At 50.0% G+C, this 15,533-nt stretch carries 19 protein-coding genes; 13 read left to right on the top strand and 6 right to left on the bottom strand.

Annotated elements, in window-relative coordinates:
- Positions 1–5: 5 nt before the first annotated feature.
- The gene (locus A0126_RS08160; RefSeq protein WP_088838496.1) at positions 6–458 is read right to left on the bottom strand and encodes a GNAT family N-acetyltransferase; all 453 of its coding nucleotides are present in this window, start codon (positions 456–458) and stop codon (positions 6–8) included.
- Positions 459–741: 283 nt separating this feature from the next.
- Here A0126_RS08160 and A0126_RS08155 point away from each other — a divergent pair, with 283 nt between their 5' ends.
- Together A0126_RS08155 and A0126_RS08150 are read left to right on the top strand one after the other, a co-directional pair.
- Complete coding sequence (locus A0126_RS08155) at positions 742–1,530, top strand: DUF5694 domain-containing protein (RefSeq protein WP_088837218.1); 789 nt, start codon at positions 742–744, stop codon at positions 1,528–1,530.
- Positions 1,493–2,116 (top strand): VOC family protein, encoded by a 624-nt coding sequence (locus tag A0126_RS08150; RefSeq protein ID WP_088837217.1) that lies wholly within the window; start codon positions 1,493–1,495, stop codon positions 2,114–2,116. The genes A0126_RS08155 and A0126_RS08150 overlap by 38 nt, the downstream gene beginning before the upstream one ends.
- Here A0126_RS08150 and A0126_RS08145 read toward each other — a convergent pair.
- Together A0126_RS08145 and tnpB are read right to left on the bottom strand one after the other, a co-directional pair.
- The gene (locus tag A0126_RS08145; RefSeq protein ID WP_239456725.1) at positions 2,087–2,947 is read right to left on the bottom strand and encodes a zinc-dependent alcohol dehydrogenase; all 861 of its coding nucleotides are present in this window, start codon (positions 2,945–2,947) and stop codon (positions 2,087–2,089) included. The genes A0126_RS08150 and A0126_RS08145 overlap by 30 nt on opposite strands.
- 381 nt (positions 2,948–3,328) lie before the next feature.
- Positions 3,329–4,501, bottom strand: a complete 1,173-nt coding sequence (tnpB, locus tag A0126_RS08140) for an IS200/IS605 family element RNA-guided endonuclease TnpB (protein WP_088837215.1) — start codon at positions 4,499–4,501, stop codon at positions 3,329–3,331.
- Positions 4,502–4,541: 40 nt separating this feature from the next.
- Here tnpB and A0126_RS08135 point away from each other — a divergent pair, with 40 nt between their 5' ends.
- The 6 genes from A0126_RS08135 (at position 4,542) to A0126_RS08110 (ending at position 8,600) form a co-directional block, all read left to right on the top strand.
- Positions 4,542–5,189, top strand: coding sequence for a hypothetical protein (locus A0126_RS08135; protein ID WP_239456724.1), 648 nt, complete (start codon positions 4,542–4,544; stop codon positions 5,187–5,189).
- A gap of 372 nt (positions 5,190–5,561) precedes the next feature.
- The gene (locus A0126_RS08130; protein ID WP_088837214.1) at positions 5,562–5,957 is read left to right on the top strand and encodes an RDD family protein; all 396 of its coding nucleotides are present in this window, start codon (positions 5,562–5,564) and stop codon (positions 5,955–5,957) included.
- Positions 5,958–6,087: 130 nt separating this feature from the next.
- Complete coding sequence (locus A0126_RS08125) at positions 6,088–6,549, top strand: GNAT family N-acetyltransferase (RefSeq protein WP_088837213.1); 462 nt, start codon at positions 6,088–6,090, stop codon at positions 6,547–6,549.
- 123 nt (positions 6,550–6,672) lie between these two features.
- Positions 6,673–7,377, top strand: coding sequence for an ABC transporter ATP-binding protein (locus A0126_RS08120; protein ID WP_088837212.1), 705 nt, complete (start codon positions 6,673–6,675; stop codon positions 7,375–7,377).
- Positions 7,374–8,138, top strand: coding sequence for an ABC transporter permease (gene fetB, locus A0126_RS08115; protein ID WP_088837211.1), 765 nt, complete (start codon positions 7,374–7,376; stop codon positions 8,136–8,138). Before A0126_RS08120 ends, fetB begins: the two co-directional genes overlap by 4 nt.
- 135 nt (positions 8,139–8,273) lie before the next feature.
- Positions 8,274–8,600, top strand: a complete 327-nt coding sequence (locus A0126_RS08110) for an SMI1/KNR4 family protein (protein WP_157898485.1) — start codon at positions 8,274–8,276, stop codon at positions 8,598–8,600.
- 93 nt (positions 8,601–8,693) lie between these two features.
- Here A0126_RS08110 and A0126_RS08105 read toward each other — a convergent pair whose 3' ends face one another.
- Entirely contained in the window at positions 8,694–9,446 is a 753-nt protein-coding gene (locus tag A0126_RS08105; RefSeq protein WP_088837209.1) for an SDR family oxidoreductase, read from the bottom strand.
- A 127-nt stretch (positions 9,447–9,573) separates the two neighbouring features.
- Here A0126_RS08105 and A0126_RS08100 point away from each other — a divergent pair, with 127 nt between their 5' ends.
- Positions 9,574–10,284, top strand: coding sequence for a tubby C-terminal domain-like protein (locus A0126_RS08100; protein WP_088837208.1), 711 nt, complete (start codon positions 9,574–9,576; stop codon positions 10,282–10,284).
- 244 nt (positions 10,285–10,528) lie between these two features.
- Here A0126_RS08100 and A0126_RS08095 read toward each other — a convergent pair whose 3' ends face one another.
- A complete protein-coding gene (locus A0126_RS08095; protein ID WP_088837207.1) occupies positions 10,529–11,275 on the bottom strand; it encodes a class I SAM-dependent methyltransferase in 747 nt (248 codons plus the stop codon).
- 180 nt (positions 11,276–11,455) lie between these two features.
- A complete protein-coding gene (locus tag A0126_RS08090) occupies positions 11,456–12,076 on the bottom strand; it encodes a lipopolysaccharide core heptose(II) kinase RfaY (RefSeq protein ID WP_088837206.1) in 621 nt (206 codons plus the stop codon).
- 154 nt (positions 12,077–12,230) lie between these two features.
- Here A0126_RS08090 and A0126_RS08085 point away from each other — a divergent pair, with 154 nt between their 5' ends.
- Genes A0126_RS08085 through A0126_RS08070 form a run of 4 tightly spaced genes read left to right on the top strand, consistent with a single transcriptional unit; the run spans position 12,231 to position 15,479 of the window.
- Positions 12,231–13,709: a carboxypeptidase M32 gene (locus tag A0126_RS08085; protein ID WP_088837205.1), complete on the top strand. Its 1,479-nt coding sequence runs from the start codon at positions 12,231–12,233 to the stop codon at positions 13,707–13,709.
- A complete protein-coding gene (locus tag A0126_RS08080) occupies positions 13,709–14,434 on the top strand; it encodes a glycerophosphodiester phosphodiesterase (protein WP_239456723.1) in 726 nt (241 codons plus the stop codon). Before A0126_RS08085 ends, A0126_RS08080 begins: the two co-directional genes overlap by 1 nt.
- Positions 14,435–14,446: 12 nt before the next feature.
- Positions 14,447–14,923 carry a hypothetical protein gene (locus tag A0126_RS08075; protein ID WP_088837203.1) on the top strand — a complete coding sequence of 159 codons (477 nt, stop codon included), beginning with the start codon at positions 14,447–14,449 and terminating at the stop codon, positions 14,921–14,923.
- Positions 14,913–15,479 (top strand): guanylate kinase, encoded by a 567-nt coding sequence (locus A0126_RS08070; RefSeq protein ID WP_088837202.1) that lies wholly within the window; start codon positions 14,913–14,915, stop codon positions 15,477–15,479. The genes A0126_RS08075 and A0126_RS08070 overlap by 11 nt, the downstream gene beginning before the upstream one ends.
- Positions 15,480–15,533: the final 54 nt, after the last annotated feature.

Below are 15,533 nucleotides of genomic sequence, written 5' to 3'. Positions count from 1 at the left end.
GTGTTTCAAATGTCTTGAGACAACCGAATCATGTCTGTGCACCGGATACCGTTTTCTACAATCTCCTCTTCGTAGTGCCTCAAGAAGAAATTCAAGTCGACTCCGACGATCCGAAATCCACATTTTTGATAAAGTGCCAACTGACCGATGCTTGAGTTTCCTGTGCCGATTTCGATGGTTGCATAGTCCATCGCTTGCGCAGTTAGGATGGCATGTCTTAAAAGACGTTTTCCTATGCCGTTACCTTGATGTCTCGCCTCTACTGCAAGATTTACAATTTCAATCGTTTGCGGTCTTGTCGGCAGAAGCACATACACGCCAATCCGTTGATTCCTAGATTCAGCTATGAAACATCGACCTCTCTTCAAGTATTCAGCAACTATTTTCTGAGAAGGGTCTGCTGATAACAAAAGTTCCATCGGAGGGTTCTCATGAACGGACAGTTGACGGATGTTCATTTTCATAGACGGATACTCCTCGCGGATTAATTTTGACGTGCTTCCTTTTTTAATTCCTTTAAATTCACTGAGCTGACATGAATCGGTTCAGTTTTTCTACCGGATTTAATCTTTCGGCAAGTGTATGGATTATGCATCGCAGTTCGTCTTCTCCTTCTACTTGGACGGAAGTCAGGTCGAGTCGCCTCTGACAATCAGCGAGAGGTCTATTTTAACGAAACGGACTAGGATTAGCCTCCTGTTTACAGTAAAATGGAAATAGTAGAAAAGGGAGGTATATTCGATGATACAACGCGCGACCGTATTACTCGTCGGGACCGTTCATTTGGACCGTCCTGACAACGGGGACTTGTTTCGTCCGCGCATCTTTGATGTGTTTTCAGACGAACGGCAGCGGGAAATTCAACAGGTCGCCGAGGTCCTGCAAACATTTCGTCCGACAGAAGTCGCGCTAGAGACTTTGCCTGAGCAGGCGGGTGCACTGAATGCCGACTATGCCGCTTACCTCAAGCAAAGCTTTACGCTGACGGCGAATGAACGCCATCAACTCGGGTTTCGAGTAGCGCGCTTGGCAGGTCTGGCTGGTCTGCAGGCGGTGGACTGGAATCAGACGGTGGAAGGTGTCCCGAATCTTGCGGAACTCGAACAGCTCGACCCGGTCGCGTTTGACCGCTTGATGCGTGCCGAACAACAAAAATCCGAGTCACTCGAAGCGACATTGCTCGAGCAGACCTACCTCTCGTTCCTTGAACAACTAAATGACAAGCAGGCGGTCGAAGCAAGTCACCGGACATACCGGCAACTCGCCCGGCTAGATCCGGCGACGCACGTCGGGGCGAGATGGGTCATTCAGTACTGGTACTACCGCAATCTGTTAATCGCGAACCGGATTCTTGATTTGGCGGAGCCGGGGGAACGGATTCTCGTCCTCTACGGTGCCGCCCATTTGCCGCTATTAAAACAATTTTTAGACGACAGTGGGGGCGTCGATGTGATGACGTTCCCTGAACTGATCGCGAAGGGGAGTAACGCCGATGTTGTTTCATTATCATCTTTGGACGCCGAACGTTGAGGCGACGGAGCAGTTTTATGAAAAATTAGGCTTTGCGGTCACACAGCGGATCGGAAAGACCGACGGCGCGTTTTCGGCGTTTGATCCGCCGTTGACATGGGATGACTTCCGGGACGACGGGATCCGCTTTCGAATCATCGAGATGAAACGCGGCGCCATCAACGTCACGTTCGGTCACGGGAAAGCCGTCCGCTTCGACCATCTCGGTTTTCTCGTGACACCCGAACAACGGACGCTGCTTCTCGAACGTGCACAACAGATGGACTGGACAGTCCAAGCGAACGAACGGCGGACATTCATCCAGACCCCGTACGCCTGTCGGATTGAACTGCAGACGCATCACGATGCGATTTTATCGGACGGTCCTCATCTGAAACGGCTTGAGCTCTCAACGAAGCAAGTCGGCTTCGAACAGGAGTTGAAGCGGTTATTCGGCCATGCAATCGATGAAGTGACGACGGTGCCTGGTGATCATACCGTCTTACAGCAAGTCATTTTTACGGGGGAAGACAGGGAAGCCGTCGATCCGAACGGCGTGTCTGTCAGACAAACACGGTCACCGGTCGTAGCTGACAAACACTTTTAACGGTTTTGCACCTGCCTGTAAAGCCTCGAAACATGGAATCAAGTCCGACCAATCGACCGACTGTTCAAACAGCTTGAACAAGGCAGGCGTCTTTCGGGCGGCCGGCAAAAACCAGTCCGCATGGGCGCGGTAATCGAGCCCGTCACTCGATCCGACGATCCGTAACTCTTTTGCATAGAAGCTCGGGCAGAGCGACAAGACGTCGTAATTGCCGTCAGAGAGAATGCAGAGCTGACCATGGGGGACGAGTGCCTCCTGAAGACACGCAAACGCGGTTTGCCGTCCCGAACATTCGAGGGCAGCGGCATAGGTATTCAGCTCGAGGTCGTTTCCGGACGTAACCGTGCGGGTTGCCCCGAGCTGTTTTGCGAGTGCATGTCGCCTTTCGTCCGGGTCGACGGCGTCAATGCGCGAGAGACCGAAGTAGTGGCGTAGATAAAAGACGGTTAATAATCCGATCGTCCCGAGCCCGGTCACGACGACGGCATCCGACGGACGGGGATTAAGTTTATGGACGCCTTTTGCGGCGTCACACGATAAAATCGTCAACAAGGCGAGTTGCGGCGGCAGGTCGCGTGGGACGGGAATGACTTTTGCTGCGCGGACGGTGGCGATGTCGTGATGACCGTAAAAAGCGACGACGCGGTCACCGACACGGATATTTGAGACATCCTCTCCGATTGCCAGCACTTCTCCGTAACTCTCGTATCCCGTTTCTTTCGGATAGGTCAGGGCGAGGTCTGACCGGTCGGTCGCCATGATTTGCGGCAATTCCGCGCCGATGCTGATCGCACCGTGTAATGTCTGGATGAGTAGTTCATCTGCTTGCAAGGGCGCTAAGGGGCGCTCAATCCATTCGAGCGTCCGGGGGCCGTCAATTGCAGTCTGTGTGGCATGCGATCAGTTCCTCCGTTTTCTTAAAGTGAATATCCTGATAATGGAATTATAACATGAAGATAAATCAGGATATGACAAGTTTGTAAGGTTGAATGGAACATCAATTGCCCGATTTTTAAAGTGTTTTCTGCTATGCTGAAAAGGTAGAGCGGAGCTCACGAGTATCTAAAAAGGAAGTGGCGAACATCGAGCAGATTGAGATGTCGATCCATCGTGGATTAGTGGAATTAAAAATGTTAGTTGAACTACCTCCACCTACGCTTCGCTTAGAGGTGGAGGATTCCTGAGTCATCCGACCTAACGGTCGAAACCTGGTCAGGCTAACCCCGTCGTCCCGACGGTTGAAGAAGCTAAGAGGCGTTCAGCTTCTCGTTTGAGGTTCAGTCCTGCATTCACATCGCGGTCGTGATGGATGCCGCAACTCGGGCATGTCCATTCACGCAAGCCAAGATGTTTCACGTCTTTGTGTTGATGCCCGCAACTGGAGCACAGTTGACTAGAGGCGAAGGTCTTGCCGACTTTCACGATGGTCTTCCCGTACCATTCCGCCTTGTATCCGAGCATGCGGAAGAACTCCGACCAACTGACCTCAGAGATGGACTTGCTCAACTTGCGATTCTTCTGCATGTTCTTCACCTGCAAGGTCTCGATGCCGATGACGTCGTGGTTTTTGACGATTTCTGTCGATACCTTGTGCAGGAAATCGGTTCGCTTGTTCGCAATCTTCTCGTGGATGCGGGCGACCTTCCGCTTCTGCTTCTGATAGTTCTTCGCCTCGGAAAGTGTTACTTTCTTGTCCAAGGCCAACCGTTGACGACGAGAGAGCTTACGTTGTTCACGTGCGAGCTTTTTCTCAAGCGAGCGGAAGTAACGGTCATTCTTGTACACCGTGCCGTCCGACAGGATGGCGAAGTGCTTCAATCCGACATCTACGCCGACGGATGAGCCCGTCTTCGGCATTTCGTTGCTCTCCTGCTCGACGAGCAGGGAGACGAAGTATTTTCCTGAAGCGTTCCGCCGGATGGTCGCGTTCAAGATGCGTCCGACGACCTGCCTCGAGTTGGCGAAACGAACCCACTTCAGCTTTGGAATTTTGATCGTGTTGCCGACGATCGAGACTTCTGGAAGCTGAGACTTGCCTTGAATGTTCGTCTTGTACGATTGAACGGGGTTCCGTTTCGACTTGAAGCGGGGTCGTTCGTTCTGCTTCTTAAAGAAGCGGTCAAAGGCATCAGCAAGATGTTTGACGCTCGTCTGCACAGACGTGCTATCGACTTCCTTCAGCCAGTCGAACGCCTGCTTCAACGACGGGAGTTCTTTCGAACAAGACCCGTAGGATAGTCCTTTCCCTGTCGCTTTATACGTCTCATCCCACTTCGCCAAGAAGTGGTTGAAAACGAAGCGCGAACAACCGATCGTCTTCACAATGAGGATTTCCTGCTCTTTTGTCGGATAGATTCTGAATTTGTAGGCCTTGTGAGTCAACATGATGTTCACCTCCTTACAAAGGACATACCCGAAAGAGAGGTTGGCGATTCATCTCCCACTTTCACTAGGGCTTCACCCTGATCGTTTAGAAGTGGGCGTATTCTCGCCTGATTTTGATAAACGGATTAAAAAAGGTCAGCTTGGTCACTTTATCGGATTGCATACGGGAGACAAACCGCCTGTCGGTTTTTCGAACGTCGAACAGTTCGCGACGGAAGCGGCGGCAAATCTCCAGTCGATTCGCGCATTGATTGAGCGTCGAAATCAAATCAAAGCAGCGATTACCGCATCGAATGCCGTGACGCGTGTCCGAATCGCCGGGACCGAGATGACGGTCGCGGAAGCGATTGATCGTCGCGATACGGGTCTTGACTACGATCGCCAATTGTTACAAACGCTCAAAACACAACTGCATGAAGTGGAGCAGACGATTGAACAGGAACGTATCGAGATCGAGCGGCGTGCAGAAAATCATATCGAAGCGACATACGGTGCGCGTGAAAAAGGGGACGCGGAAGAAATTGAAAAAACGCGTCGTCTGTTCATCCAACGATTAGAACCGAAATTGATTGACCCCTCCGGTCTTCGGCAAGTCATTCAACAGTTAGACGAGTCAATCGACGCATTTGATGCCGAAGTCGATTTCAGTCTATCTGAAAGTAATACACTCACGAAAATATTAATCTAAACCTACCGTCCTGTTTGTCTGATGATTTCATAACCGAACACGCGTCGTCCGTGCGATAACGGACATCTTCTAATCGGTTGACCGATTAGCATCCAAGATGGTCCTTGCGACCGTCCGGTCAAAGCTGAATGTTCAACGATCAAAGGACAACGCTGACGCTTCAACACTCAGACAGATTACTGTTCAAACATCAACGGTCACCGTTCGATTAAATCCATGAGAAAACGGGAAAAGAGAGGGGATGTTCGTTGCCTCTGAAGTCACCGCATGGCTGGGCAGACAGGACATTTCATCGTTTTGCATGACGCCCCTTCTTTCTTCAGAAAAAGAAGGGGCATTTTTTTAAATTCAAATCGAGAAAGGATGATTTAAATGGAATCCCTCACAAAACGAAGAATCGGAGCGGCTGTCGTTAACTTGATGGTGAACGCTGTCATTGTAAATGTCCTTGAAGAAACAGTTCTCAAACGGGTCAAACGTCCCGTCATCCGTGGCATCGTCACCCAGTCCGTCGTCGATGTCGTCATGGAAACGGTTCAATTACGCTTGACGGATGGCCGAACGGTCGGCAGTCGTGTTATGGGACTTCGTGTCGTCAGTCAAGACGACCAACCGTTGAAAACGACACAAATCCTTAAACGGATTGCTTACCGTGAAGTATTCACAGCAGGGAAATTCTTTAAGGACCGTCAGCGTTATCTGGAGGATGCCTCCGTTTTACCGGAAGATGAGTTTGCGAAAACACGTGTCATTCGTGAAGGACGGTAAAATCGCTTGTTTCATTGATCCATGTACGCTATAACCCGTATCGCGCTTAGTCTGTTGAAGCGATGCGGGATTTGTTCGTGTCTTGAGCAGACTGTAGAGATCACAAGAACGCAGAGGAGGTGAATGGCCAATGAATCCTTTCATGACGATCGAAGACATTAATGACGCGAATCTGGCCGCGGTTCTCGGATTAAAAGTCGCAGCCGCGCAGCGCGTATATATCGAAACGAACGCGCAGTCGCTTCAGGAAGCGATGAACGATCACGACCACGGTTGGCGTTGTTATGCCTTATGCGAAAACAGGCAGCCGGTCGGGTTCATGATGATTGGTGCTGAAAACCGGACGGACAAGTACATCTGGCTTGACCGGTTCATGATCGGTCAGCAGTATCAAGGACAAGGGCTAGGAACGCAGTTTTTAAAACGAGCAATCGGTTTCATCGAAGACCATTTCGAAGTCGATGAAATCGTGTTGAGCTTACACACAGAAAATACGCATGCCAAGTATTTTTACGGGCAAGCGGGCTTTACTGATATCAAACGGATCGATGAAACGAACGGCGAAGAAATCTGGGTCTATCGTCTGACGTGATGTCCGCGATTCGTTCATCTGTATGGTGTAAGCCTTGTGCATCTGTCGAACCTTCTCGCTGTCCGCGCGGCAACCGTCCCTGCTACACTAGAAAAAACGACCAAAAAGGTGAGGTGGAGTGGTGTGGCAGTCATTGAATTTAAGGATGTCCAGTACAAATCGATACTCAAAGGGATCTCCGGGACGTTTCGGGAAGGAAAAATCACGACGCTCGTCGGACCGAGCGGCGCCGGGAAAACGACGTGTCTGAAACAAATCAACGGATTACTTTCACCGGACGCCGGGACGCTTTATTTTAAGGGAACCGATTTAAAAGACATCGATATGATGGAGCTTCGAAAAAAGATTGGCATGGCCTTTCAAAGTGCCCCGATGATTGCGGGGACTGTGTACGACAATTTGAATCTTCCGAAAGCGATCTTCAATCAGACATTGGAACAGGAAGAGGCAAAACGACTGTTGGAGCGGGTCGACTTGAAAGAGGTCCCGTTGACACAAAACGTCAAGGAACTGTCGGGTGGCGAAAAAAGCCGCATCGCGATCGCGCGGACACTCGTCAACCGACCGGATATCCTGCTGCTCGACGAGATCACGGCCAGTCTCGATTACCGGATGGTCAAGGAAATCGAGGCGCTCGTCCAAAAGATTCAACGGGAATTCAACGTGACGGTGATCTGGATTACGCATGATCTCGAACAGGCGCGCCGTGTCAGTGATGACATGTGGTTCTTAAAAGACGGGCAATTGATTGAACAGGGAACGATTGAATTGATTGAGGGCTCGGATAATCCCGCCATCGAAGCGTTCGTCAAGGGGGTCGACCAATGAGTTACGTGCAACTCGCTTCCGCCTTAGTCTTTATCTTGATTCCGTTAGTGCTGACATATACGTTAAAGCTTGGACTTGGCAACGATATTTTGATAGCGACGGTCCGGTCGATCGTCCAGTTGTTGATTGTCGGTTATCTCTTGACGTTCGTTTTCGAAAGTGACAGTAAAATTTACATCGGGTTGATGATTCTGTTGATGATTGTCGCGGCAACGCTCAACATCATCAAAAAAGGTGACGGGATTCCCGGGATTACGGGCATTATTTTACTGACGTTAGTCAGTGTCGAAGTCTTGACGATGGGCATCATGCTTGGTCTTCGAATCATTCCGTTCGAAGCGCAGGAAGTCATTCCGATCAGTGGGATGGTGATTGGCAACTGTATGATTTTGTCGCTTTTGTTCCTGAATAAGTTCAAGGACGAAGTCGAACGGGGCGATGAAGTCATTGAGCTGATTTTAGCGCTCGGAGGTTCACCGAAAACAGCGATTGACCGAAGTTTGAAAAGCGCCATCAAGACGAGTATGATTCCGACGATCGAGGCCCAGAAAACGATGGGACTCGTCCAGCTTCCCGGCATGATGAGCGGTTTGATCATCGGTGGGGCCGATCCGATGGAAGCTGTCATGTACCAGTTATTAATCCTGTTCCTGATTTTGACGAATGCTGCCGTGTCTTCCGTCATGGTCGGCTACCTGTCCTACCGGAAACTGTTTAATCAAAAAGCCCAATTCCTTGGGTTGACCTATCGGAACGACTGAGCTACCCTAGAAAAATACGTCATGACGCTAACAGATTTCGGAAGTATCCGAAGTCTGTTTTTGTTTACTAACATAAAGAAGCATCAAACTGAAGATGAAACAGCGACGTGCTACTAAAAGGGATGTGAAGAAGAAGTGATGACGATTGAACAAGTAATGGCGATGTTACCGGTTGAGGAAGAAGAAATACGATTGACAGATGTCGATGGATTGCCACGTTATGCATGTGTTCATCCGGTTGATCTGTTTGAGGAATCACAAGCGATTTTTCGGAGTATCATTGAAGTCGAACACCATCAAGCGGATCGATTAAAATCATGGTACATCATCGGATACGAAGACATGGATGGGGACCTGTTATGTGTGGATCTCGTAACGAGTGAAGTGATGGTCGTCGGTCATGAAACACTGGAACGCGAAGAAGTCGTCGCTCCGTCCTTGACTCAATTTTTGCAAGGATGACGTCTAATTCGTATGCAACATAAGAAAACGAAAAAGGTCACCGGACATCATCGTCCAGTGACCTTTTCGTTCGCCGACTAACGGATTATGCCATTATTGACGGATAAAGCCACCTTCCGAATGCAGGATTTGCCCGGTGATCCAGGCACCTTCGTCACTGACGAGAAACGAAATCAGGCGGGCGACGTCGTTTGGTGCCCCGATGCGGCCAAAGGGAAATTTCGGTAGCAGGGCGGAGCGGATCTCATCCGTCATCCAAGTCGAGTCGGTCGGACCGGGGTTGACGGCGTTGACCGTCACGCCGAACGGGGCAACTTCCTGGGCGAACGTCTGCGTAAAAGCAGAAATCGCACCTTTCGTCGCGACATAAGCAAGTTCACCCGGCATCGGTCCGCGTTCCTGGCCGGATGTCATGTTGATGATCCGTCCTGAGGATAACGGTGACGCTTGCAGGTGGCGGGCGAACTCGACCGATAACAGTAACGTCGAGCGGATATTGACCGCATAATGAGTGTCGAGCGCTGCGGCGTCGAGCGACAAATAGTCGGTCTGCGTCGAGTGAGCGGCGTTGTTGATTAAAATCGACGGTTGGCCGAGCGTCCCAACGACGGTTTGATGGACAGTTGCCGCCGCCGCCGGATTGGCTAAGTCAATCCGGAATCCTCTTGCCCGGACACCGAATGTTGCTAACTCCGCTTCAAATGATGGGATCCAGTCGGCTTCCGCTTGCCAGGCGGTGAAAAAAATCTCGATGCCTCGTGCGGCAAGCGTCCGACAGATCGCTGCCCCGATATCCCGTTCGTGACTGGCACCGGTCACGAGTGCGATTTGTCGTTGTTCAGTCATGCTGCATCTCCTCCTTGAATTCCATCCATTAACATATTTTAACTCATTTAGATAATCCTTACTATCGTAATCGTGCTAGTGTACACTAAAACCAGGATTAACGAGCGGGTATTAAAAGGAGGCAAGAATGACGATGGGTGAAATGTTGTTATTGTATGGATTATTGACGATTGGAATGGTCATCCGCTTCCTCTTAACCGGCATGTTCAGTTGGCTGGAATTTGGTCTGATTTCGCTGCTTCTGCTCGCAGCACTTGGTGGCGCGCTTCTCGATTACTGGCAAATCAGACGCGACATGCGGTACGTGGGACGCGCGAACACGTTAACGACACGGTGCGTCGAACGGACGACACGACGACCGAAATACGTGCTGGAAGGTGCACAGCAGATTGGATCCTATCGACGGAGCTATCCAAAAGGATGGCAGTTTTTATTCGTTCAGCTCTCGGCAAAGCTGCGGGGGTGGTTCTTGAATCTGAACTTCAGTTTTTCCGACCGTACTGTTTCTTACGTCGAACAACGGAGTTCTCTTCTAGCGCGGAATCAAAAGTGGCTCGTCTACGAAAACGGTGAAGTCGTAGGCACGGTCCGGACCGACGCGTCACTGAAACGGATGAGTACGTTTAAAGAAGTCATGCTCCTGTCCTATCAAGACGTCGAGTACGAAGTCACGTCCTCGACGTTATCCTCGAAGATTAAAGTCTGGCGAGGGACTGAGGTGATTGCGACGAGTAAAGCGAACTTGCGGTCCGACGTAACGTTTAAAGTCAAGGAGCAGCAAAATCAGTCCCTGATCTTGTCGGTGCTCGTATTGTTCCATTATCATTTTCAATCGTAAGTCGAAAGAAATGAGTGTTCATGAAGCGCGTAATCATTCATTGGTGTATGATTTAGGAACACTTCAGTGAAAGACGGGAGGCATCGAGATGGATAAAACAGATGGCTGGATCATCGTCAGCGTATTGGTCGGATTGTATTTCGGGTTATTCGCTAAACCGAAACGCGTGAGCGGAAAAAAAGCAAAGTGACAAAAAACCATGGAGGTCGTCCTCCATGGTTTTTTGTCAGGTGCACATCAGGGCTCACGTTGCTACGTTCTTTTTATATAGCAGAGGTCCATTATCGTGCTTTTTTTGAAACACTGCCGTCCACAGTCCAGTACGACCGAAAGTCGTCGCGGACGCCGGCATCATCGGCATCGGTCTGATTTCAATCACGTCGAAGTCAGCAAAAATCAACCGTAACTTCTCTTCCGTGAATCCTAATCCACCGTTTAAGCTGCGTGTCCGGTACACTTCCCAGTCGGAGATGTCGGATCCGCCGAGCTCACCGCCTTCGATAAAACAAGTCAGGGCGAAATGTCCGCCATGCTTTAAGGAATCGGTGACGAGCGTAAGATAATCGCGTCGGCGGTGCGGAGCGATATGGTGGAAGCAACCGGAATCGTAAACGATGTCATACGCCTCTTTAGCAAGGGGGAAATCAAAGATGTTCCGTTCGATGAAGTCGACGTCGAGCTGCTCCTCCTGCGCCCGTTCGCGCGCCCAGGCAAGCGACTGACGTGATAAATCGACAGCGGTCACGGTACATCCCTGTCTTGCAAAATACAGCGCGTTACGCCCCGGGCCGCAACCGAGCTTCAAAACGTGACCCGGTGCGATGATACCGCGTTCAAAATAACGGACGAGATTTTCGTCCGGCTTGTTGACGAAAAAAGGAATCCGTTTGTCACGGTCGGCGTAAAAATCATTCCAAAATGCGGTCGGTTCACGCAGTAAATCGTCAAGCATGTCAAGTAAATCATCGTGCGTTTGAATCATTTCTTTCATCTGTCGACCTACTTTCAAACAGGGTATGAATTGCTTTTCATCTATCCTGATTATACCAAAAAATGTATGACGAAAACGGATGAATTCTCCTGTTTCAGTAGTCGAGTTATGAAGTGAATCAGGAAAAACGTTACCGTATCTCATCGTTCATAAGATACGTTACCGCTTCATCTATCTGCGTCACCCGGTATTACGGTGTGACTCGAACATCCGGCGTTTATAAATATCGGCGACTGTGTTCAGAAAAGCCTCCGGCAGCTTTTTCGGAAAATACGATTTGCAATAAAAGTAATCATACCCGCGCTTTAAGTCGTCCCACTGTGAGCACGGTTCTGTCTGACGGAACCGTGCGACGTCGATGATCCGTGTCCCGTCTTTCGTCAGCATGATGTTGCGCAAGTGGATGTCGGACGGGTTTAAGCCGACGGAGCGTGCGTCCGCTAAAGCTTGATCGACAGAGCGGATGACGTCCCGGGGAATCAACGTCCCGTTGACGAGACAGTCGAACAACGTCTGTCCCTCGATGTATTCGATGACGAGGTAATCCGCCCCGTAGGCGTATTGTTTGGCGTACGTCGAAAACGACGACAATTGCTCATAAATCGCTCCTTCAAGGACGGCAAGATGACGATGGCTAGGGAAAAATTTTTTGATGACGCGGTCCGTTCCTTGAATCCGAAAGACGAAGGCACTTCGTCCCGTACCAATCCAGTCTAACTCAGGTGGTTGACCGGTAATCAGTTGCGTTTGTCCGTTTGACTCGATGGTGATGGCTGTCGCCAGTTCTTGATCTGTTTTCACGTGTGGTCCATCCTTTCTCCGTTACATTGATTATATAATTTATACGTTCAAATGACCACAAAGGTTTCAGGAGATGTTCCTGTATGAATGTTTTGAACATTTTGTGATATGCTAAAAAACGTAGACCATTACATATTTTAAGGGGGATTTTAGAATGAATACGTTACAACAGTGGCGCGACCATTTCGACGCACTTGGTGCCTATGAGGAAGCAGTCGCTTTACTCTACTGGGACATGCGGACATACATGCCGGAACAATCAGCGCCGAACCGCTCGAAATCACTCGGTTTCTTATCGACAGAAAGTTTCCGTCGCCGGACAGGGGAACAGTACCAGTCCTTGTTAGGCGCGATGGGGCAAGAATCGTTGACGGGACTCGATGCGATCTCGTACGAGAAAGCGAAACAGGCATTTGATCGGGACTCAAAAATTCCGGAAGCGGAATATCAAGCCTTTGTGACATTGATTTCGGAAGCGGAAAGTGTTTGGGAAAAAGCGAAGGATGCGAATGACTGGGCGATGTTCGAACCATTCTTAGAAAAAATCGTCGCGACAGAACGTAAATTCGTCGAGTACTGGGGATACGAAAATCACCCATACGACGCATTGCTCCATGACTATGAGCCAGGAATGACGGTCGCTCAGCTCGATCCATTGTTCGCGGAGCTCCGTCAAGCAATCATCACGTTGCTCACCGATCTTGATGGGAAAACATTCCCGAAACTCGATTGGTCAGCAGACCGGGAGACACAAATTAAGCTCAATCACGAGTGGTTGAACGATATCGGTTATGATTTTACAGCCGGTCGCTTGGACGAGACGGTCCACCCGTTCCAAACGACAATCAATCGCAAAGATGCCCGTGTCACGACGAAATATGATGAAGCGGATTACCGGAACTCTGTTTTCGGGACGATGCACGAAGCCGGTCACGCGACGTACGAACAGGGCATCGATCCGGAACTCGACTCCCTTGGTCTCGGTGAAGGGGCATCGATGGGGATTCATGAATCACAATCATTGTTTTTTGAGAACTTCATCGGACGCAACCGTGGTTTCCTCGAAGCACGTTATACAGGGTTGCAAGCTGCGATTCCTTCATTGACGGACGTTCCATTCGAAACATTTTATGCTGCCGTTAACGAAGTCAAACCATCGTTGATCCGGATTGAGGCGGATGAACTGACATACGCGATGCATATCATTATCCGCTACGAACTTGAAAAACGTCTCATCACGGGTGAACTCGAAGTCAAGGCACTGCCAAAGGAATGGAACCGCCTTTATAAAGAATACCTTGGAGTCGATGTCCCATCGAACGCACAAGGTGTCTTACAAGACGTTCACTGGTCAGGTGGTTCGTTCGGTTACTTCCCGAGCTATGCGCTCGGACTCGTCTACAGTGCCCAGTTGAACGAAGCGATGCGTCGGGATGTTAAAGACATCGACGAACTGATTGCAAGCGGTTCGTTTACACCGATCAAAAATTGGTTAAAGGAAAATATCCACCAACACGGAAAAGCGAAGACGCCGGCCGAATTGATTGAAGCAGCGACCGGGCAATCGATTACGGTCCAACCGTTGATTGATTACTTGACGAAGAAATATACACGCGTCGTCGAAACGCTGTGATGCAATGGTTTGCCCACCGCGGCGCAAGTGACGCGTTTCCGGAAAATACGCTCGAGGCGTTCAAAGCAGCCTTACCGGACGTCGATGGCATCGAATTCGATGTCCATTTCTCAAAAGACGGCGTCGGAATCGTCATCCATGACGAGACCGTCGACCGGACGACGGACGGAACAGGGCGCGTCGTTGATCTTACGCTTGCAGAACTCAAACAATTGAATGCGGGAGCGCGCTTTAAAGGTACGGGACCGCAGCGTGCGATGATTCCGACACTTGACGAAGTCTTAGAGCTCGTGGCGCCAACGCAAATCGTCCTCAACATCGAACTGAAGACGGATACAATCCGTTATGAAGGTCTCGAGGCCTACGTCGTCGAACGGTGCCGTGCCCATCAGCTTGCACCAGATCGATTAATCTTCAGTTCCTTCAATCATTACTCGATTGATACGATTCGTCAGCTTGATCCGTCGCTCGAGACAGCACTGCTCTATCCGTATCCCTTGTTTCACCCGGAGCAACAAGCGAAGCAGCTCGGGGCGAAGGGCATTCATCCGGATTATCGTCGCGTGACGGCAGAAGACGTCGCACTGGCTCACGCAGCAGGAATCTCCGTCCGCGTCTATACTCCGAAATCGGCAGAGGATGTCGAACAGATGGAGGCAATCGGCATTGATGCCGTCATCGTCAATGATCCAAAAGGATTCAAAGCGCGCCTGTCGATTGACTAAGGAGGAAGCGTCATGCGGAAGGGGTATGTGTTGACTATCATAGCTTCACTGATTGCGCTTGGCATCGGTCTCGAGATTGGTTTTCAAAAAATACCACAACCGCAACCGAAACAAGTTGCACAGTCAGCGACACGACCGGATGACTTCCAAGCAGGACTTCAAGACGCAAAAACCGAATTAGAGACCGTACAACGTTTTTCTTTAAAAAGTACGATTGAACATGACCTGAAAAGCGAGACATGGATTTATGCGACACCGACACCGGAACGTATTGCCGTCGACTGGTACTACGTCGCAAGCTATCCGGAACAACGTGTCCAGATGACCCGAAATGATGTCGCGCGCATCATTGAATACGATCGGTATCTCGTCGTCATCCGTTCGATTTACGGGGTCGTCGACGATAGCGAACTCGAACAATTCGCGCTGCGTGTTTCGGGGTATTTCATGACTAGGCAACAACAAAAGGAGGATGACGATGTCAGGTAAAATCATTCTATTGATTGGTGGATCGGGCAGCGGGAAGTCGTCCTTAATCAAACGATTACGACACGAGTATGAACATGTCCGGTTCATTCCCTCCGTGACGACACGACCGAAACGCCCGACCGAACAAGATGGGGAAAGTTATCATTTCGTCGACGTAAAAACGTTCCAGCAATTGATTCAAGAGACGGGGTTCATCGAGTACGCCCATGTCCACCGGGCGTGGTACGGAACACCCCGACAAGCGTATGAGGACGTCCTGACGACGAACGGCATCGTCATCAAAGACATCGATCCGAAAGGTGCGGCAGCATTCAAGGAATTGTTCGAAGACCGTGTCATCACGATTTTCGTGTCCGTTCCACCTGATCTGATGAAAGAACGTCTGTTGATGCGCGGGGATACACCGGAGTTCGAAGCACGGCTCATCGATTACTCGGAAGCTTGGAAAGACCGGGACCACTATGATTATATGATTGAAAACATTGATTTTGAACAGGCCTACGCGGAGTTACTTGGGATCATCTCGGAGTATATCCCAGGACAGCCATCATCGTAAAAAAAGCAGGGAAGACACATTCTTCCCTGCTTTTGTTTTGAGGTAAAGATAAAA

The organism is Exiguobacterium sp. N4-1P, assembly GCF_002214325.1.
The sequence above is the reverse complement of the archived record's forward strand: the minus strand, read 5'-3'. Positions and strand labels throughout refer to the sequence as shown.

Excerpts from the sequence above, each read along its gene's own strand:
- A0126_RS08160 (WP_088838496.1), bottom strand. The coding sequence starts at position 458 with ATGAACATCCGTCAACTGTCCGTTCATGAGAACCCTCCGATGGAACTT.
- A0126_RS08155 (WP_088837218.1), top strand. The coding sequence starts at position 742 with ATGATACAACGCGCGACCGTATTACTCGTCGGGACCGTTCATTTGGAC.
- A0126_RS08150 (WP_088837217.1), top strand. The coding sequence starts at position 1,493 with ATGTTGTTTCATTATCATCTTTGGACGCCGAACGTTGAGGCGACGGAG.
- tnpB (WP_088837215.1), bottom strand. The coding sequence starts at position 4,501 with ATGTTGACTCACAAGGCCTACAAATTCAGAATCTATCCGACAAAAGAG.
- A0126_RS08130 (WP_088837214.1), top strand. The coding sequence starts at position 5,562 with ATGGAATCCCTCACAAAACGAAGAATCGGAGCGGCTGTCGTTAACTTG.
- A0126_RS08125 (WP_088837213.1), top strand. The coding sequence starts at position 6,088 with ATGAATCCTTTCATGACGATCGAAGACATTAATGACGCGAATCTGGCC.
- fetB (WP_088837211.1), top strand. The coding sequence starts at position 7,374 with ATGAGTTACGTGCAACTCGCTTCCGCCTTAGTCTTTATCTTGATTCCG.
- A0126_RS08105 (WP_088837209.1), bottom strand. The coding sequence starts at position 9,446 with ATGACTGAACAACGACAAATCGCACTCGTGACCGGTGCCAGTCACGAA.
- A0126_RS08100 (WP_088837208.1), top strand. The coding sequence starts at position 9,574 with ATGACGATGGGTGAAATGTTGTTATTGTATGGATTATTGACGATTGGA.
- A0126_RS08095 (WP_088837207.1), bottom strand. The coding sequence starts at position 11,275 with ATGAAAGAAATGATTCAAACGCACGATGATTTACTTGACATGCTTGAC.
- A0126_RS08085 (WP_088837205.1), top strand. The coding sequence starts at position 12,231 with ATGAATACGTTACAACAGTGGCGCGACCATTTCGACGCACTTGGTGCC.
- A0126_RS08080 (WP_239456723.1), top strand. The coding sequence starts at position 13,709 with ATGCAATGGTTTGCCCACCGCGGCGCAAGTGACGCGTTTCCGGAAAAT.
- A0126_RS08075 (WP_088837203.1), top strand. The coding sequence starts at position 14,447 with ATGCGGAAGGGGTATGTGTTGACTATCATAGCTTCACTGATTGCGCTT.
- A0126_RS08070 (WP_088837202.1), top strand. The coding sequence starts at position 14,913 with ATGTCAGGTAAAATCATTCTATTGATTGGTGGATCGGGCAGCGGGAAG.